General features: G+C 66.4%; 15 protein-coding genes. 7 read left to right on the top strand and 8 right to left on the bottom strand.

Annotated features, from left to right (window positions below):
* Positions 1–91: 91 nt before the first annotated feature.
* Together A5712_RS31500 and A5712_RS23740 are read left to right on the top strand one after the other, a co-directional pair.
* Positions 92–2,593 (top strand): AAA family ATPase, encoded by a 2,502-nt coding sequence (locus tag A5712_RS31500; RefSeq protein WP_068110714.1) that lies wholly within the window; start codon positions 92–94, stop codon positions 2,591–2,593.
* 44 nt (positions 2,594–2,637) lie between these two features.
* The gene (locus tag A5712_RS23740) at positions 2,638–3,909 is read left to right on the top strand and encodes an McrC family protein (protein ID WP_197519482.1); all 1,272 of its coding nucleotides are present in this window, start codon (positions 2,638–2,640) and stop codon (positions 3,907–3,909) included.
* A gap of 123 nt (positions 3,910–4,032) precedes the next feature.
* Here the strand turns inward: A5712_RS23740 and A5712_RS23735 are convergent, their stop codons facing one another.
* Positions 4,033–5,430 (bottom strand): CehA/McbA family metallohydrolase, encoded by a 1,398-nt coding sequence (locus A5712_RS23735; RefSeq protein WP_068110832.1) that lies wholly within the window; start codon positions 5,428–5,430, stop codon positions 4,033–4,035.
* 124 nt (positions 5,431–5,554) lie between these two features.
* Here A5712_RS23735 and A5712_RS23730 point away from each other — a divergent pair, with 124 nt between their 5' ends.
* Complete coding sequence (locus tag A5712_RS23730; protein WP_068110706.1) at positions 5,555–6,409, top strand: phytanoyl-CoA dioxygenase family protein; 855 nt, start codon at positions 5,555–5,557, stop codon at positions 6,407–6,409.
* Between the two features lie 71 nt (positions 6,410–6,480).
* Here A5712_RS23730 and A5712_RS23725 read toward each other — a convergent pair whose 3' ends face one another.
* The 3 genes from A5712_RS23725 to A5712_RS23715 are packed head-to-tail and all read right to left on the bottom strand — an operon-like array spanning position 6,481 to position 8,728.
* Positions 6,481–7,017: a VOC family protein gene (locus tag A5712_RS23725; protein ID WP_068110703.1), complete on the bottom strand. Its 537-nt coding sequence runs from the start codon at positions 7,015–7,017 to the stop codon at positions 6,481–6,483.
* Positions 7,018–7,041: 24 nt separating this feature from the next.
* Complete coding sequence (locus tag A5712_RS23720; RefSeq protein ID WP_231982216.1) at positions 7,042–7,851, bottom strand: SDR family oxidoreductase; 810 nt, start codon at positions 7,849–7,851, stop codon at positions 7,042–7,044.
* A complete protein-coding gene (locus tag A5712_RS23715) occupies positions 7,835–8,728 on the bottom strand; it encodes an NAD(P)-dependent oxidoreductase (protein WP_068110698.1) in 894 nt (297 codons plus the stop codon). Before A5712_RS23715 ends, A5712_RS23720 begins: the two co-directional genes overlap by 17 nt.
* Before the next feature lie 208 nt (positions 8,729–8,936).
* Between A5712_RS23715 and A5712_RS23710 the strand changes: the two genes are divergently transcribed.
* The 3 genes from A5712_RS23710 to A5712_RS23700 all read left to right on the top strand — a co-directional run bounded on the left by A5712_RS23710 (position 8,937) and on the right by A5712_RS23700 (position 11,688).
* The gene (locus A5712_RS23710) at positions 8,937–9,620 is read left to right on the top strand and encodes a helix-turn-helix domain-containing protein (protein WP_068110688.1); all 684 of its coding nucleotides are present in this window, start codon (positions 8,937–8,939) and stop codon (positions 9,618–9,620) included.
* A 234-nt stretch (positions 9,621–9,854) separates the two neighbouring features.
* Positions 9,855–10,097 (top strand): DUF6400 family protein, encoded by a 243-nt coding sequence (locus A5712_RS23705; protein ID WP_068110678.1) that lies wholly within the window; start codon positions 9,855–9,857, stop codon positions 10,095–10,097.
* Positions 10,098–10,308: 211 nt separating this feature from the next.
* Entirely contained in the window at positions 10,309–11,688 is a 1,380-nt protein-coding gene (locus A5712_RS23700) for an FAD-binding oxidoreductase (RefSeq protein ID WP_068110829.1), read from the top strand.
* Here A5712_RS23700 and A5712_RS23695 read toward each other — a convergent pair.
* From A5712_RS23695 to A5712_RS23680, 3 genes are all read right to left on the bottom strand, one after another.
* The gene (locus A5712_RS23695) at positions 11,685–13,139 is read right to left on the bottom strand and encodes a serine/threonine-protein kinase (RefSeq protein ID WP_068110673.1); all 1,455 of its coding nucleotides are present in this window, start codon (positions 13,137–13,139) and stop codon (positions 11,685–11,687) included. The two genes, A5712_RS23700 and A5712_RS23695, sit on opposite strands and share 4 nt — an antisense overlap.
* A gap of 39 nt (positions 13,140–13,178) precedes the next feature.
* Complete coding sequence (locus A5712_RS23690; protein ID WP_068110670.1) at positions 13,179–13,571, bottom strand: type II toxin-antitoxin system VapC family toxin; 393 nt, start codon at positions 13,569–13,571, stop codon at positions 13,179–13,181.
* Between the two features lie 455 nt (positions 13,572–14,026).
* On the bottom strand, positions 14,027–14,671 hold the full coding sequence (locus A5712_RS23680; RefSeq protein ID WP_068110665.1) for a TIGR03085 family metal-binding protein: 645 nt from the start codon (positions 14,669–14,671) through the stop codon (positions 14,027–14,029).
* 34 nt (positions 14,672–14,705) lie between these two features.
* On the opposite strand from A5712_RS23680, the gene A5712_RS23675 reads away from it, so the two are divergent.
* A complete protein-coding gene (locus tag A5712_RS23675) occupies positions 14,706–16,001 on the top strand; it encodes an alpha/beta hydrolase (protein WP_068110662.1) in 1,296 nt (431 codons plus the stop codon).
* Here A5712_RS23675 and A5712_RS23670 read toward each other — a convergent pair.
* Positions 15,947–16,534, bottom strand: coding sequence for a TetR/AcrR family transcriptional regulator (locus tag A5712_RS23670; protein ID WP_068110659.1), 588 nt, complete (start codon positions 16,532–16,534; stop codon positions 15,947–15,949). The genes A5712_RS23675 and A5712_RS23670 overlap by 55 nt on opposite strands.
* Positions 16,535–16,648 lie beyond the last annotated feature (114 nt).

Genomic DNA, 16,648 nt, shown 5'->3' with positions numbered 1-16,648 from the left:
AAACCGCACTTTGCATATACAGGAGGTACTCGACTCCGGACGCGCATACGTGCGAAGCTGCCCAACGAGATCACAGGAGGACGTCCCGCCTATGACCGACGAATCGTTGCGCGAAACCATCCAATCAGCGCTGGCGAGCTGGGACCAGGCCCACGCCAGCAGAGCTGCCGCCGAGGCCGGCGAATTGCGAAATCAGTTCGTGGCCCAATTTCCCCTGGACGGCTGGGGCGAGCTACCGCTCGAGCAGTACGCGCTCGGCCAGGGCGTCGAGGGCACGGTTAGTTGGTGGCTGGAATACAAAACCCGGCCGGTGGCCAGCATGGGCGGCGGTACCGCCAAGAAACACTTGATTTACCGCAGACCCGACGGCAGTTGGTACTACCCGCGTCAGTATGGGTCGGTCGAGCAGGCATGGGAGGCGATCCGATCCGGGTGTGTTGAGATGTTGGCGCTGGCCGACCGTGGGCTGTTTGATGAAACGGATCAAGTACAAGCCCTGACAAGTGCCGCCATGCTCCGCGGCAAATTGCTCTATCTTTACTTTCCGCGTGACCTTCTGCCGGTGCTTTCGAAGGCCCACCTGGACCACTTCTTGCGCTCGGTGGGCCAGGCCACCGCTGGCTTGTCGGCAATACGTGCGAACCGGCAGCTACTGGCCGCCCTGCGCCAAGTTCCAGAACTGGCCCAAATCGACACGCACGAGTTGATGAGTTTCCTTTATCACTGGTCCGACCCGCTGGTCGGAGTGGTCCAGGTAGCTCCCGCCGAAAGCGCCTGGGCCGATTGCCTTTCCGAGGGCTACGTCGCCGTGGGCTGGGACCAGGTCGGGGACCTGAGCCGCTTCGAAAACAACCAGGCATTTCGCGCTGCGTTTCGCGAACACTACCCCGCTGGCGAGGCGAAGGTGATGCAGCAGTCAGAGCAGCTGTGGAAGCTCACCGAGTTGCAGACCGGCGACAAAGTGATCGCCAACCGCGGTGTGGACGAGGTACTGGCGGTCGGCACTGTCACCGATACCGGCTATGTTTGGCGCCCCGAACGAGGGCACGATAAGCACACTGTCGGCGTGGACTGGGACACGTCGCTCGCCAGAATGATCGAGCCGGTGCGAGCTTGGCGAACCACCACGGTGTCGGACGTGTCAGCCTCTCTCTATCGCCGGATCCTAGGTGGCGCAACACCTTCACAGCCGGTCGATGTCGATCCGCTCTACCGAAGAATCGAAGAGGCGCTGACGCGGCGCGGACAGGTCATCCTCTATGGCCCGCCAGGAACCGGCAAGACCCATACCGCTCGGCGACTCGCAGTGTGGTTGCTCGACGGTGGCAGCGTCAGCATGGGCGCCGCTGACCTGCTCTCTGACCACGCCCGCTTCCTCAAACGCGAAGCACAGGTCAGTTCGGCTCGTTCAGCGTCGCGTCAGGTCTGGTTCGTGGTCGCTAATCCGGCTCACTGGCAATGGAACCGCCTGTTCCAGGATGGCTCGGTTGAGTTCGAGTTTGGCAACGTGCAGCGAAACTACCCCCAGATTCGCGCTGGCGATCTTGTCATCGGCTATGAATCGGCTCCCACCAAACGCATTGCTGCCCTGGCGCGAATGGCTTCCGAGTACGATGAGAAGCGGCCGGAGGCCGCGTTCACCCTCGAGCCGGTCACACCTGTGCGCGATGGACTAACCTACGACGAGCTGCGCGGCGACCCGGTGCTGGCGGGCAGCGAGCCAGCCCGGATCCGTTGCCGTGGCACGCTGTTCAAGCTGACGCCAGTCGAAGCGGACCGGATTGTCAAACTGCTGGCCGCGCGAGACCCCAACGTGGCGTCGGTTGTCGAACCCAGCATCCAGCTCTTGACCCGAATCACTTTTCATCCGTCATATACCTACGAGGACTTCATTGAGGGCTACCGCCCGGTGCAGTCGGCTGCTGGCACGCTCGAATTGTCTCTTAGCGATGGAGTTTTCAAGCAGGTCTGTACGGCGGCGGGTGCTGACCGAGACCAGTACTACATTGTGCTGATCGATGAGATCAATCGCGGCAACATCCCGAAAATATTCGGCGAGTTAATCACGCTGATCGAACGTGACAAGCGCGGCCTGTCTGTGCGGCTTCCGCAAAGCGGCGACGAATTTGCCGTGCCACCAAACGTTCTCATCGTCGCAACGATGAACACCGCTGATCGCAGCATTCACCTGCTCGACACCGCGCTGCGGCGCCGGTTTTCATTCGTCGAGCTGCTCCCCGACGCCGGAGTGCTTACCGGCGCAACCGTGGGCGCATTGGCGCTCGACCTGTTCCTCATCAACCTAAATGAGTGTGTGCGCGAACGCGTCGGCAGGGAAAAACAAGTCGGTCACGCCATGTTTTTGACCAGTGACAACCAGCCCATTGACAGCGCCGAGGCTTTCGCTGCCGTGTTCCGCTACGAGCTGCTGCCGCTGTTACAGGAGTACCTCTACGAGGACTACAAGGAGCTCAACGGTCTGCTCGGCGGGGTGATCGACACCGGTGCCGAGCGGCCGTCCTCGATTGTGGATGACCCCGAGGCACTGTGCGCAGAACTGGCCAACCAGTTCAACGCGCACGCCGCAGGTTAGAAGTGACTACGCGGATCCTAGTTAACGAATACCAGTCTCGGCGCGTGCCAGTCGCGGCGCCCGCCCCAGCCGACCTGCGGCTAGCCGAGCAGCTGGCCAGCAACAAGCTCGCCCCGAAGATTGCGATTCGCTGGCTCCGCACAGGCGAAATCGAGGTGAGCGCCTCGTCGTGGGTTGGTGTCATCCGCCTATCCAACGTGGAGATCCACGTGGTGCCCAAGCTGGTCGGCGGATCCCTGGGAGTCCTGCGAATGCTTCAGCACTCCGCAGGAGTGGAGTTGATCGCCCGCCTACCCACCGCTCGGACGCTTGCCTCTCACAGCACCGATCTCCTCGATATCATCACCCTATTTCTGGCCGAGGAATCTAAGTGGCTGATCCGCGATGGCCTGCTGCGCGACTACCGCCCCGTTGACGACAACCTTGGCGTGCTGCGCGGGCGGGTGCGCCTGCGAGATCAATATCTACGCCGGTTCGGGCAGCTGCAGCCGCTGGAGTGCTCGTTCGACGAGTACGACGCCGATATCCCCGAAAACCAACTGATCGCGGCGGCGCTGCGTGTCGCCTGTCGGCGTGTGCGTGATGTGGAGGTGCGCGCCGCCGCGCTGCGGCAGGCGGGGACCATCGGTGAAATCTGCGATCCGCCAACCACAGACGCGACCTGGTACGAGCGCAACCTCTCTTATGGCAGACGTAACGACCGCTACCGCGGCGCGCACGAACTGTCGAAACTCATTTTGAGCGGCCTGGCTTTCGAGGACCTGTACGACACCTCAGGTGCCGCTGTCGCCGCTTTTATGCTTGACATGAACGTGCTCTTCGAGCGGTTTGTCACCCGCCTTGTGCGGGATGCCCTGCGTTGCACCGGGTTGGCAGTCTCCGCGCAGCGGCGGGTCCGCGCAGTCATCCGTGACGACGAGAGCGGCCGCACCTACAACGAGATCCGGCCGGACCTGCTGATCGAAGATCCGAATGCGAACCAACGCGTCCCGGTGGACGTCAAATACAAGCTCTATGCCGACAGGAAACTCGCGTCCGGCGACGTATACCAGCTCTTCCTGTACGCCTACGTGCACGGCACCGACGTAGCGTCGCGGCGCGCGGGACTGATCTACCCAGCCACCGCGGACGCTAGGGGACCGGTGCTATCGATCCGGACCATCGACGGCGAAACCGCCGCACGCATAACCGCTGCTGGCCTCGACGTACAGCGCGCCCTCGACCTGATCGCCGCTGGCGATGAGGTCGCGCTACACAATGCAGTTCGCGCGGTAGCGGCTGCGCTGAGTGGCTTCACGGTGGCCCCACGAGGTTAAGGAAGAGCACCACGGTTTGAGCCGTTGGCCGAGACCAGAAGCCGCCACGATTCGATCGGGTCATACCGGACTTCGTGGGTATTCACGGAGCCATGACCATCATCGTGGTCCGATAAAACCTGCTCAGGCCAGCCACACCGGATTCGTCAGCGCGACCATCGTGCCGAGCGGGCGCCGCTGCGCCTCGCGAATCTCCAACCGCGCGAAGCGCGCCGACGCGGCGTCGATTTCCCACCGCAGCATGGTCCGCGCCGGCCCGGGCACCGCGGCTCGGCCGACGCAACCCTCCGCCGTGATCAACGCGGCGGTCGTCCCGGCGGCGCCGGTGACCATGGCGGTGACTATAACCGGCGCGCCAGGCGGCACCGGCAGCGTCTCGCCAATACCCGCGCCCCGGCCGCGGCACGACGCGGTGAGTTCCACTGTGACAGAGCGTGATCGGGCGATGTAGGAACGGCCGCGGCGCAACCCATCCAAAAGCGCCGGCGTCGACAGCTCCCGCGCGTGTACTACGGTCTGCGGCGAACCGACCGCCTGCTGGTGCGCATGAGAGTCACTGCCACCGACCGCCACCACGCGCCGGCCCTCGCACAGCAGCCGCTGCCAAATGCGCAGCGACACTTCGTCATCGAGGTTCCACCGGCCGTTCCACACCTCGAGCCCGTCGACGTGGTCAAAGCCGAACTCCCACAACGACCCCGGCACCGGCGCGGCGGGATGCGCGGCGATAACCAAGCCACCGGACTCCCGCACTTCAGAGGCGAACCGCGGGAACACCCCGTCGCGCGGCGCGTATCGCCAATCAACCCAGCCACCCGCCGGCAGGCCAACCGCCAGCCAGTGCCCGTGCCGGGTGGTGACCTCCTCGCCCGGAATCACCAACAACCCGCCCGTGCGGCACGCCGGCCACACCCGATTGGCGGAGTTGGTGTTGTGGTCGGTGGAGACGATGAAATCCAGCCCGCTGTCGCGCGCGGCCGCCACCAGCTCCCCCGGATGGCGCTGGCCGTCGGAGTGCACGGTGTGCAGGTGCAGGTCCCCGCGGTACCAGCCCGCCCGGCCGACGGCAGGGGCCGGATACGCGACCATCGGGCCGCTTTCCGGGCCGGACTGCCCGCGTTCCAGCGTGACGCGCGCCTCCCACGCCATCCCCCACGGGCTCAGGACCACCGGACCGAGGGCGACCGCCCACAGGCCCGGCTCGATACGGCCCGCCAGGTAACCCGGCGTGGCGTGGCTGGCGGAGATCACGAAGCCGTCGCGGGCCCCTCCGGACCATCCCCGGAAGCCGGCCGCATTGCCCAGGTCGTGGCCCGCCGGCCCAAACATGCCCAGATCCAACACGTTTCGGATCGGTCCGCCCACCGCGAAGCGGTCGTGCGGCGTGCTCACCCGAATCCGCTGGACCCCCAACGGCACTTCGAACGGCAGGTAGGCCCACTGGTCGATCCCGAACCCGAACCGGCCCGAAAACGACAGCTGGATCGCCTGGCCCTCGCGCCGCCCGGTCGCGATGCTCACGGCCGTCCTCCCCTTTCGGTACCCGCCCAGCATCCCGCACCGATGAGTAACCACCCGTTACTTCGACGCGAACGCCCGCCGTCGATTACTTGACCAGTGGTCGAGTTGGGTTCATGGTCGGGGTATGAGCATCGACGACGACCCGGTCACGACGCTGGACGACCTCAAAAGCGATCTCGCGGGCCGGCACAAGTGGACACCGAGCGGCGGCGCGTCCGTCGACCCCGCGCTCGTTGACGCCGACATGGCTGCCCTTGACCGCGACGGCTACGTCATCTGGGAAAACCTGCTCGGCGCCGACGAGTGCCAGCAGATCCGCGACACCGTCACGCCCTGGCTCGGCCACACCGGACGCAACTCCTTCGAAGGACGGCGCACCCAACGCATCTACAGCGTGCTGAGCAGGACCCGCGTATGCGACGGGCTCGTCGACCATCCGCGCGTGCTGGCGGTCCTCGATCGACTGCTGATGCCCAACTACCTCCTTTCGGCGTTGCAGGCCATCAACATTCAGCCGGGCGAGTCGCCCCAGCTGCCTCATCACGACGACGGGTTCTACCCGATCCCACGTCCGCGGGATCCGTTGGCCGCCGCGACGATCTGGGCGATCGACGACTTCACCGCCGACAACGGCGCCACGGTGCTGCTGCCCGGCAGCCATCGCTGGGGCAGGCGCCCGCCCGGGCCGGATGATCCCGCGGTACCCGTCGTCATGCCCGCGGGCTCCTGCGTCTTTTTCGTGGGAACCCTGTGGCACGGCGGCGGCGCCAACACGACCGACCGCGCGCGGCTCGCCGTCACCGCCCAATACTGCCAACCGTGGCTGCGGCCGATGGAGGCCTTCACTCTGTCGATCCCGCGCGACATGGCGCGAACGCTCTCGCCCGACCTGCAACGCATGATCGGCTACAGCATCCACCCGCCGTTCGTCGGCGCGGTCGACGGCCTGCACCCCATCCGGTTGCTAGACGAGCCGTGAGACGCGCGGGACAGAGCGGCCGCACGACCGCCACCCTGAGCCGGCACGTCGAACAGCGCTAGGCACGGCGGTCACATGAGCGTGGGTGGCGACAACTGCCCCGGCTGAGGCCAATTGCTGAACGCCTCGGCGTAGCTGTGGCTCATCACCTCGAGCACGGTGCCCCACGGATCGGTGGTGTACGCCAGCATCCAGGGCCGGCCGGGCACGAAATGGTACGGCGCCGCCAGCAACGTGCCGCCCAGATCGACGATGCGGTCGACCAGGCCCGCGACGTCCGGGTGAGTGATGCATAAGTGCCACAGGCCGCGATCGAGCCAGGGCATCACCTCCTCCGGCGACCGCGGTCCGCGCGTGGGCGGGTCAACGAACTGGAAGAGCTCGATACCAACCGAATTCGCGCTGAGCAGATGCGCCTGCCAGGCTCGGCGAAACCGACTGCCGAACACGCCGGCGGCCTCGGGGTGTCCGCCGGAGTCAAGCTCCCGCGGGCCCATGATGCAGCGGAAGCCGAAGACCGCCCCGTACCAGTCAATCGCCGCGTTGATATCAGGGACGGTCACCCCGACGTGATTGACGGCAAGGCCGGCCATTGGTTCGAGCGACATCAGTGATTCCTTTCGCGTCAGCAGTCACCAGGGCACATCGCCGGCGTCCCAGCGTTTTTGAACGTCGGGGTACAGCGAAGCGAGGTCGTGGGGCAGCGACGCCTTGACGTGCCGGGTCCTGTCGTCGGTCAGCACCTCCTCGTCACCGTGCTGAATCGCAGCCAGCGTCTGGCAAGCGACGTCGCCGGGTGAAAGCTTCGCTTCCGCCACGGCGTCCGCCATGTCGGTGTCGATCCACCCCGCGTGCACGCCGACGACGAGGGTTCCCTGCGCGCGCAGCTCGACGCGAATCGCGTTGGTCAGGGCCCACTCGGCAGATTTCGACGCCCCGTAAGAACCGTTGAACGGATTGGCGAACCAACTGGCGATCGACAGCATGTTGACCAGCGCGCCGCCGCCTTGACGGGCAAGCACGGGTGCGAATGCGCGGCACATCGCCAGTGTGCCAAAGTAATTGGTTTCCATCTCGCTGCGCGCCGCGCTCAGGTCCGGCGAGGCCAGCAGGGGACTTCGCAGCATCGCCCCGGCGTTATTGATCAGCACTGTGACGTCTGGGCACCCGGATGCCGCGCGTCGGATGTCATCCGAGTTAGTGATGTCCAGGCTGATCGGAATGACCCGGGCATCGTCGAAGTCGACCGCGTCAGGATTTCGTGCCGCCGCGTAAACGCGGGCCGCGCCCCGGTCGAGCAGCTCTTGCACGAACGCCTTCCCGAGACCCCGGTTAGCCCCGGTCACCAATGCGCGCGCCCCCGCAATTGCAACGCCACCAGGCGAATTGACTGCTTCCACGTTCATGACCAGTTCTCCCTTCGGGTTACGAGCCGGTGGCAAGCCCGGCGCCGTGGGCCGCCATCGCGTACAGCGCGACATAGTCAGACTCGCCGTATCCGTGGCCGATTGCGGTCTGGAGCAGTTGGTGGGTGCTCGCGGCAATCGGCATCGGAACCTCCAGCGCCCGTGCCGCTGCCAGCCCAAGATCGAAGTCTTTGCGCATGCCCGCGGTGGTGAAGGTGGGTTCGTAGTCGCGGGCTCGAATGGCTTTGCCCTTGGCCGAAATCAACTTCGAGCCCAGCACCGAGCCGTCGATGAAATCGAGAAACACCGAGGGTGCCACGCCCCCCTTCTCCGTCAGAGTCGTCGCCTCGGCCAACGCTTCGGTAATGATGCCCACCAACAAGTTATGGGCCAGCTTGACCAGTAGCGCCTCCTCGCCCGTACCGGCGTAGGTCACCGCGGATGCGATCGCCTCCAGATATGGCAGCGCGGCATCGAAGACCTCCGCTGGGCCCGAAGCGACAATGGATCCGGATCCACCGGCAATCGCTTCCGGGTTGCCGCTGACGGGTGCAGACAAAAACCCGACGTTGTGGCGTGCGGCCTCGGTTCTAACCTCGGCGGCGGCCTTGGCGGACACCGTTGAACAATTCACGATGATGCGCGGCGCGGGCTGGCTGCTCAACAACCCATCGGGGCCGAGTGCGACGGCCAGAAGATCTGGTGAAGACATCACGGTGACGAACACCAGGTCGCAGCGGCCCAACGCGCCCAGCGTGTCCGCGTGGAAGGCGCCCAAGTTCACCAGCGGCGCGGTTTTCGATGCCGTCCGATTCCAGACGGTCACCGCGGCGCCACTCGAGATCAGGCGGGCCGCCAGAGCACTCCCCAATCGGCCGGTGCCCAGCCAACCGATCCGAATGTCAGGATCCATGCTTGCCTCAACTCCTCGTCAGGTGCGATCGCGCTTGTCTGTTTTACAGTACGCTTGTGTGCAGAATAATGCACACCCGGTCGGTAGGTGACGCGGCGCCAAACGCGACTTTCTGGTGCGTGACGGCACATCTCGCGCGGACTATGGCCGCTTTTGTGTACCCTGACCCAAAGACAGCTGTACAATATAGCGGACGGTCGGAGCAACGGTGAAAGAAGACGGATCAACGCCTCACGTAGCCGAGGGCGCAACAGGCCTCGGCCCGCGGCTTCGACAGCTCCGCAATGCGCGGGGCATCTCAGTGCGGGAACTGGCGCGCCGGGCCGGCTGCTCAGCGAGCCTGATCTCGCAGGTGGAACGCGGAGTGACAACACCGTCCGCCAGCGTCGTCTACGCACTGGCAAATGAGCTTGGCATCTCGCTGGACTTCCTGTTCGGCGCCGGCGACCCACTGAATTCCCCGCACGCATCGTCGGCGGCAGGCGATGCACTCGCGGCCCCACCCTCTGCGTTCCACCAATGGGGTCGCGCCAGCGGCGCCAACGGAGCGGGGATCGTGCAACGTGCCGGCGATCGCAGCGTCATCGAACTCTCGACGGGGGTTCGCTGGGAGCGACTCACACCGACGCACGACGACCGGGTCGACTTTCTCGAGGTGATCTACGCCCCCGGTGGCCAATCCAGCGACGGTGGTCAGGCCGTACGTCACGACGGCCGCGAATATCTTTATGTTCTGCAGGGAGAGCTGGAAGCCGTCATCGGCTTCGACACCGTGCAACTGCATGAGGGCGACTCGCTGGCCTTCGACCCCGCGACGCCACACCAATACCGCAATCGCACAACCGAAATCGCCCGCGTTTTATCCGTCGTCGTGCACACTCCCACGAGGTGAGGCGTCCGCGTCTGCGCGGGTACTACCCGCCGCCCGCGCGAGTGTGATGTTCTGCACAGTGACACCGGAAACGCCCAGCTGCGACCCCACAGGCGACGCGGACGGGTGTGATCTGGCCCGCGTTCACGTTTCCGGACCCGTCGCGTCCGGTTAGTCTCTGCGAAACCTCTCGGCCCGATCGGCCAGTGCACCGGCGCCAGCGCCGGAATCATAATTCCAATTTGTGGGAGACCCATGTCCGAAAGACGAGGCGATTTCGCCTACCAATATGACCTGACGCTCGACGAAGCGCGTCGGCGCGCGGCGGTTCTCGAGGCGATCGATGGCGACTGGGATCCCGTTCAGGTGCTCGCGGAGGAAGAGCGCGCCTGGGACCTGCTGTACAGCGGGCTGGACGACGACCAGCAGCGGATCTACGACGAGCTTGTCGACGCGGGAGTTCTCCCGGATCGGGCGGCGAACCGTGTTACCGATTGATCCCCACGCCGACCGCGGCCGACGCGCCTGGCTGCCCTGCCCGCAGTGCGATCACGCCAGGCACTGCGACGACTGCCGAGGCCCCCGCAACTGCACGAACCACTGGCAGTATCTGCTGAGCAACCGCGCCTGGGTGGTCCATCTGCAGTGCCCCACCTGCGGTCACCTCTGGTCCGCCGATACCCGGTAACTGCCTATTAGAGTGATCGCGATGAGCGATATCACGGCGCGGTTCGCCGAAATCGTCGGCGAGCACAACCTGCTAACCGGCGACGCGATCCCCGAGGACTACTGGCACGACGAGGTGTTGACCTCGGCGCCGCAGAAGCCGGCATATGTCGCCAAACCGGCCACCGCCGAAGAGGTTTCGCGGCTACTCAAGGCCGCCGGCGAGAAAAAGATCCCGGTGACGGCCCGCGGCTCCGGCAGCGGCCTTTCCGGCGCGGCGATCCCGCGCGAGGACGGGCTGCTGATCTCCTTCGAGCGGATGAACGCGATCCTCGAGGTCGACACCACCAACCAGGTCGCCGTCGTCCAACCCGGCGTCACGCTGACCGAACTGGACGCCGCGACCGTCGACTCCGGGCTGAGCTACATGGTGCACCCGGGCGAGCTGTCCTCCAGCGTCGGCGGCAACGTCGGCACCAACGCCGGCGGGATGCGCGCGGTCAAGTACGGGATCGCCCGCCACAACGTGCTCGGGCTGCAGGCGGTGCTGCCGACCGGCGAGATCATCCGCACCGGCGGCAAGATCGCCAAGGTCTCCACCGGCTACGACCTGACCCAGCTCATCGTCGGCTCGGAGGGCACCCTGGCCCTGGCCACCGAGGTGATCGTCAAGCTGCACCCGCGCCTCGACCACGCCGCCACCGTGCTCGCCCCGTTCGCCGACTTCGACCAGGTCATGGAGGCGGTGCCCCAGGTCCTCGCCAGCGGCCTGGCGCCCTACATCCTCGAATACATCGACAACATGACGATGGCCGCGCTCGTCCACACCCAGAACCTGGAGCTCGGCGTCCCGGATAACGTCCGCGACAGTTGCCAGGCGTATCTCGTTGTGGCGCTTGAGAACCGCACCGCAGAAAGGCTCGACGAGGACGTCGAGCGAGCCGGCGAGCTGGTGGTCGAGCTGGGCGCCGTCGACGCCTATGTCCTCGAAGGGGTTTCGGCGCGCAAGCTGATCGAGGCGCGCGAAAAAGCGTTCTGGACCGCCAAGGCGATCGGCGCCGACGACATCATCGACACCGTCGTGCCGCGCTCGGCGATGCCGAAGTTCCTCGCCGCCGCGCGCGAGCTGGCGGCGTCGGCCGGCGGCGCGGCGGCCGGCTGCGGGCACGCCGGCGACGGCAACGTGCACCTGGCCATCGTCTGCAAGGACCCGGCGAAAAAGAAGCAGCTGATGACCGACATCCTAGCGCTGGCAATGGAATTGGGCGGCGCGATCTCCGGCGAACACGGCCTCGGCCGGGCCAAGACCCCGTACTTCCTGCAGCTCGAAGATCCGGTCAAGGTCGACCTGATGCGTCGCATCAAGCACAGCTTCGACCCGGCGGGCATCCTCAACCCCGACGTTTTGTTCGGCGAAGCCTAAGTGGCGCTTGCGTATTGCAGCACCGGCTCCGACGAGTCGACATGGCCGTTGCTGATGATCCGAAGCCGCTCCGGGCGCACCTCGTAGCGAACCCCGTTTTCCGGATTGGTGACGTCGAACCCGTCGGATGACCGCACCGCGTCGGTCAGCTCGATGTGGGCGCCGTCGCGGATGCGCTCGCCCCGGTAGTAGAAATTGCCGGACGCGGTTTGGCACACCACCGCGAGCGACTGGGCGGTCCGCACCACCAGGGCCGGCGGACTGCCCGGGTCGCACCGCGCCGTCTCACCGACGAAGCCCAGGCCGTCGGCGCCCTGGACGGGCTGCGACAGCGACGGCGTTTTCGTCGTCGACGGGGTCGGGGGCGCCGTCGTTTGAGGGGAAGCACTGTTGTGCGTGCCGCCGAAGAGAACGAGCGTCACCGCGATGACCGCCGCGACAACCAGCAGGACGGCCGCCGCACTGCCAATCAGCACGGGCGCCCGCCCGAGAAGCGGATTGGCCGGCCGCGGGGGCACCGGCGCGGGCGACGGATATGGGCTGTACCCGGTGTCGTCCGGGTTGGGGTAGACGGTCGAGAACGGCCGGGTGCGTGACGGCGACGGCTCCGGCGTCGACGGCGTGAGCCCGAACGCGGCCCTGGCCAGTTCACCCGCGGAGGAGAACCGCGCGGCCGGGTCCTTGGCCATCCCGCGGGCGATGACGCCGTCGAGCGCCTTGTCGATGCCCCGGCGCATGATGCTCGGCCGGGGCGGCGGCATCTGCAGGTGCGCGGTGATCAGCGCCGGGATCTCCGCGCCCTCGAACGGCGCTTGACCGGTGAGGCACTCGTAGAGCACACATGCCAGCGAATAGACGTCGGTCTGCGGTCCCACCGGGCCGCCGTCGAATCGTTCGGGCGCCATGTAGGCACACGACCCGATCAACGGTCCGCCCGCCGTCAGGCTGGGATCGCCGTGCGCCTGCGCGAGGCCGAAGTCGACCAGGTACGCGAAGTTGTCGTGGGTGAGCAGCACGTTCTCGCGCTTGACGTCGCGGTGCACCAGGCCCTCGGCATGGGCGGCGTCCAGCGCGGCCGCCACCTGCGCCGTGATCGCCGCAGCCTGCCCGGGATCGAGCGGACCCCGCTCGCGAAGCAGATCCTTCAGGCTGCCCCCGTCGAGCAGGCGCATGTCGATGAACAGCACGCCGTCGATCTCGCCGAAGTCGTGCACCGGGATGACGTGCGGCTCCTGCAAGCGCGCCGCCAGCTGGGTCTCTCGCCGAAAGCGCTGCTGGAAACCCGGGTCGGCCGCCACCTCGGGGCGCAAGAGCTTCAGCGCGACCATCCGACCCTTCGTCGTGTCGTAGGCCCGATACACCTCGCCCATTCCGCCCGCGCCGACCAGTGATCGCAGCTCGTAGGGCCCGAACCGGGTGCCGACGCGCGAGCGACGATACGGCGTAAACATTGGAGCAGGATTCCCGAATCGAGGGCGCAGATAACCCCGTCAGCGGACGATCTCGATCCCACAATGCAGGCCCGAGGCACGTGAAAGGCGCGTATCGGCGGTGAGGACTACGACCCCCAGGACCTCGGCGAGCGCAATATATGCGGCGTCATAAGGCGTAACGACATGGCGCAGTTCCCAGATGCGGTCGAGCAACGGCTGGTGCGACGACCGACGTAGCGGAAGATCCGCCAAGTCCGCCAGCGCACTTGCAGCTCTTCGAGCAGGCATCAGTTTTGCGGCGACATGCCGACGCCACACCGAGACCACCTCGAGGTCCACGAGCTCCGGAGCGACCAGCGTCTCGCCCGCCAACCGCGCCCTCGCGTGCTGGCCATCTGCGCCGTCACCGCCGAGCGCTACGGCCAATACGCCGGCATCAACGACGATCACGTTCCGCCCGAATGTGCTCAACGGCGCCCTTAAAGGAAACGGCGCCCCCACGGTGACCGGCGACGCGGTCCAAAACCTCGTCCAGAGTGGGCTGGTCCGCCTCTGCGATCAGACGGCTCCGAAGGTATTCCTGCAGGGACTGATGGGCGCGGGCGGCACGCTCACGCAGAACTCGGTGAGTGTCCTCCGGAACGTCTTTAATCTGCACGCTAGGCATGGCGCCATTATGGCGCCAACGGCGCCAAATCGCAATCGCCGCCCGGCCGAGCCTGCCGCGAATAGCCGTCCCTATCTGACTCCAAATCCTATGCGTCACAAGAAGTCAGGGATATGCCGACCTGCCCGCCTCTCAGCGACAAATGTCGGCACCGCCGGAATTTGTCGCTATGAGGTGGACAGAAAGGGTGCCGTCCCTTTCCAGAGACGCATGTGGCTGATGTGACTCAGCGCGCCACTCACATGCCAAAGTGCGTGCCACGCACCGCCGCAACGGCTTCCGAAGGCCCGCTCACCTCGACCTGCGCCGCGCCCTGCCGCCCAAAGAGATACAACAGCAATTCCCCCGGCGCCCCACTGAGCAAAGCCGACGGCGAGCCGGGCCGAACCGTCACCCGCTCACCGCCACCCGCCCACTCCACCTCGAGCCCGCACCCCCGCAGCCGCCGGCTCAAAAAGCGCCCCCCGCGGCGCACGTTTCGCCACAGCCCGGCATCCAGGGCGGGCGCCAACGCACGAACCCCCAGACCATTGGCCCGCCGCACGTCCTCCTGGTGCACAAAGCATTCGTTGAGGTTCGCCATCTCGCGCACCCACGGAATCCGGAAGAACCCAATCGGCGGCCCGGACCGAATCCGCGCGACCAGCCCCGCAAAGTCCGAGCGCGCCGCCAACGCGGCGCGACGCCGCTCCGCGAACCGCTCGAACGGACCCGGCAGCACCATGCACGGGCCGGCCACGACATCGTGCTCCCGCAACACCAGGTGAGCGGCCAAATCGTGAGAAGTCCACCCGTCGAGCAGGGTGGGGACCGACGGGCCGAGCTCGTCGAAAAGATCGCACAGCTCACGGCGCTCTTGCGCATCCAGCGGGACGTCACCCACGAAGCCAAAGTTTACGAGCGGTTATGGTGACGAAATGCAGAAGGCTCGACTCGCCGACAACCTCCGGCAAGCAGCGTCCCTCGTGGTCACCGCGATAACGGCCACCTCCACCCTCAACGCCTACCGGCCGCTGGCCCGCAAGGGTTTCCTGTCGCTGTACTCGTGGTTGTTCGGCATGATCGTCACCGAGCTGCCGCTGCAGACGATGGCCACCCAGCTCGGCGGCCTGGCGTTGACGGCGCGCCGGCTCAACCGACCAGTGCGGATCCTCGCCTGGCTGACGGCGGCCGTCTCGGCCGCGGGCCTGCTGAACTTCAGTCGCGCCGGCCATCAGGCCAACGTGCCGCTGTCCAAGGCGCTCGACGACGGTCTGGGCCCCGAAAGGCGCACCGACTCGGCCGACCTGTGGCGCCGCCCCAAGGGCCCCGGCATCGCGAAGGCGCCCGGTCTGCTGCGGATGATGCGGATCTACCGCGACTACGCCCACGACTCCAACATCAGCTACGGCGAATTCGGCAGCGCCAACCACTTGGACATCTGGCGCCGTCCCGACCTCGACCCGAATGGCAAGGCGCCGGTGCTATTCCAGATCCCCGGCGGCGCCTGGACGACGGGAAACAAACGCGGCCAAGCACATCCGCTGATGAGCCACCTCGCCGAGCTCGGCTGGATCTGCGTGGCGATCAACTACCGCCACAGCCCGCGCAACACCTGGCCCGCCCACATCGTCGACGTCAAGCGCGCCCTCGCGTGGGTCAGGCAGCACATCGCCGAATACGGCGGCGACCCCGATTTCATCGCCATCACGGGCGGTTCGGCCGGCGGCCACCTCTCGTCGCTGGCGGCGCTGACACCCAACTACCCCGAGTTCCAACCCGGATTCGAGGACGCCGACACCCGAGTGCAGGCGGCTGTGCCCTTCTACGGGATCTACGACTTCACCCGCCTCGACGACTCGCTGCACGCGATGATGCCCGGGCTGCTCATCAAATCGATCATCAAGCAAAAGCCCTCGACGCACCTCGAGACATACAAGGCCGCATCGCCGATCCACCACGTAAACCCCGACGCTCCACCGTTTTTCGTGCTGCACGGCACGAACGACTCGCTGGCCCTCGTCGAGCAGGCCCGCGACTTCACCAGCAAGCTGCGCGAAGTCAGCAACCAGCCCGTCGTGTACGCCGAATTGCCTTACACCCAGCACGCTTTCGACATCTTCGGCTCGGCCCGCGCGGTGCACGCCGCCGTCGCCGTCGAGCAGTTCCTGGCCGAGGTCTACGCGAGGACCCGGGCCACCACTCCCGCCACCATCGCCGCCGGATCTTCCTGAATCCCCACCGCGCTCAGCTCGCCGCCGATGGCGAGCGACGCGACGCCGTGCACCAGTGACCACAGCGGCGCGGCAACCGCACGCGGATCGGCACCGTCGACGACCCCCGTGAGCGCATCCACCAGGTCGCCGAACGCCTGCTCGCCGGCGAGCGCTAATCCGGGGTGGTCCGCCTTGCCGATGTCGGCGCCGAACATCACCCGGTAGTGGTCCGGATGGGCGACGGCCCAGCGCACATACGTCCGGCCGAGCTCGACCACCCGGGCCTTCGGCTCCATGTCGGGCACCGCGACCAGTGCGGCGTGCAACTCGCGGAAGCCCTGCTCGGCGACGGTGGCCAGCAGCGCGGCCTTGTCGGCGAAGTGCCGGTATGGGGCCGCGGCGCTGACGCCCGCGCGCCGCGCCGCCTCGGTCAGCGTGAAGCCCTTCGGGCCCTTCTCGGCCACTAGCGACAGCGCGGCGCTGGTCAGCGCCCTTTTGAGGTCGCCGTGGTGGTAGCTATCGCGCCGTGCAGGCGCAACCGAACGTGCCATTGGTAGTCAGGGGCGCGGTGTCTGCAGTGCAGACCCATTTCCCCATCCCCCTTTCAATCCGTGCGTGCGGTTTTCCCGCACACGGCTTACCGATGATCTTCTTGGCATGGTTAC

Source organism: Mycobacterium sp. E2327, assembly GCF_001672675.1.
Lineage (GTDB): Bacteria > Actinomycetota > Actinomycetes > Mycobacteriales > Mycobacteriaceae > Mycobacterium.
This window is presented reverse-complemented; position numbering and strand designations above follow the sequence as displayed.

What these genes read in the sequence shown, in the direction of transcription:
- A5712_RS23670 (WP_068110659.1), bottom strand. Translation starts at nt 16,534, where the DNA reads ATGGCACGTTCGGTTGCGCCTGCACGGCGCGATAGCTACCACCACGGC.
- A5712_RS23700 (WP_068110829.1), top strand. Translation starts at nt 10,309, where the DNA reads ATGAGCGATATCACGGCGCGGTTCGCCGAAATCGTCGGCGAGCACAAC.
- A5712_RS23715 (WP_068110698.1), bottom strand. Translation starts at nt 8,728, where the DNA reads ATGGATCCTGACATTCGGATCGGTTGGCTGGGCACCGGCCGATTGGGG.
- A5712_RS23730 (WP_068110706.1), top strand. Translation starts at nt 5,555, where the DNA reads ATGAGCATCGACGACGACCCGGTCACGACGCTGGACGACCTCAAAAGC.
- A5712_RS23675 (WP_068110662.1), top strand. Translation starts at nt 14,706, where the DNA reads ATGCAGAAGGCTCGACTCGCCGACAACCTCCGGCAAGCAGCGTCCCTC.
- A5712_RS31500 (WP_068110714.1), top strand. Translation starts at nt 92, where the DNA reads ATGACCGACGAATCGTTGCGCGAAACCATCCAATCAGCGCTGGCGAGC.
- A5712_RS23695 (WP_068110673.1), bottom strand. Translation starts at nt 13,139, where the DNA reads ATGTTTACGCCGTATCGTCGCTCGCGCGTCGGCACCCGGTTCGGGCCC.
- A5712_RS23705 (WP_068110678.1), top strand. Translation starts at nt 9,855, where the DNA reads ATGTCCGAAAGACGAGGCGATTTCGCCTACCAATATGACCTGACGCTC.
- A5712_RS23725 (WP_068110703.1), bottom strand. Translation starts at nt 7,017, where the DNA reads ATGTCGCTCGAACCAATGGCCGGCCTTGCCGTCAATCACGTCGGGGTG.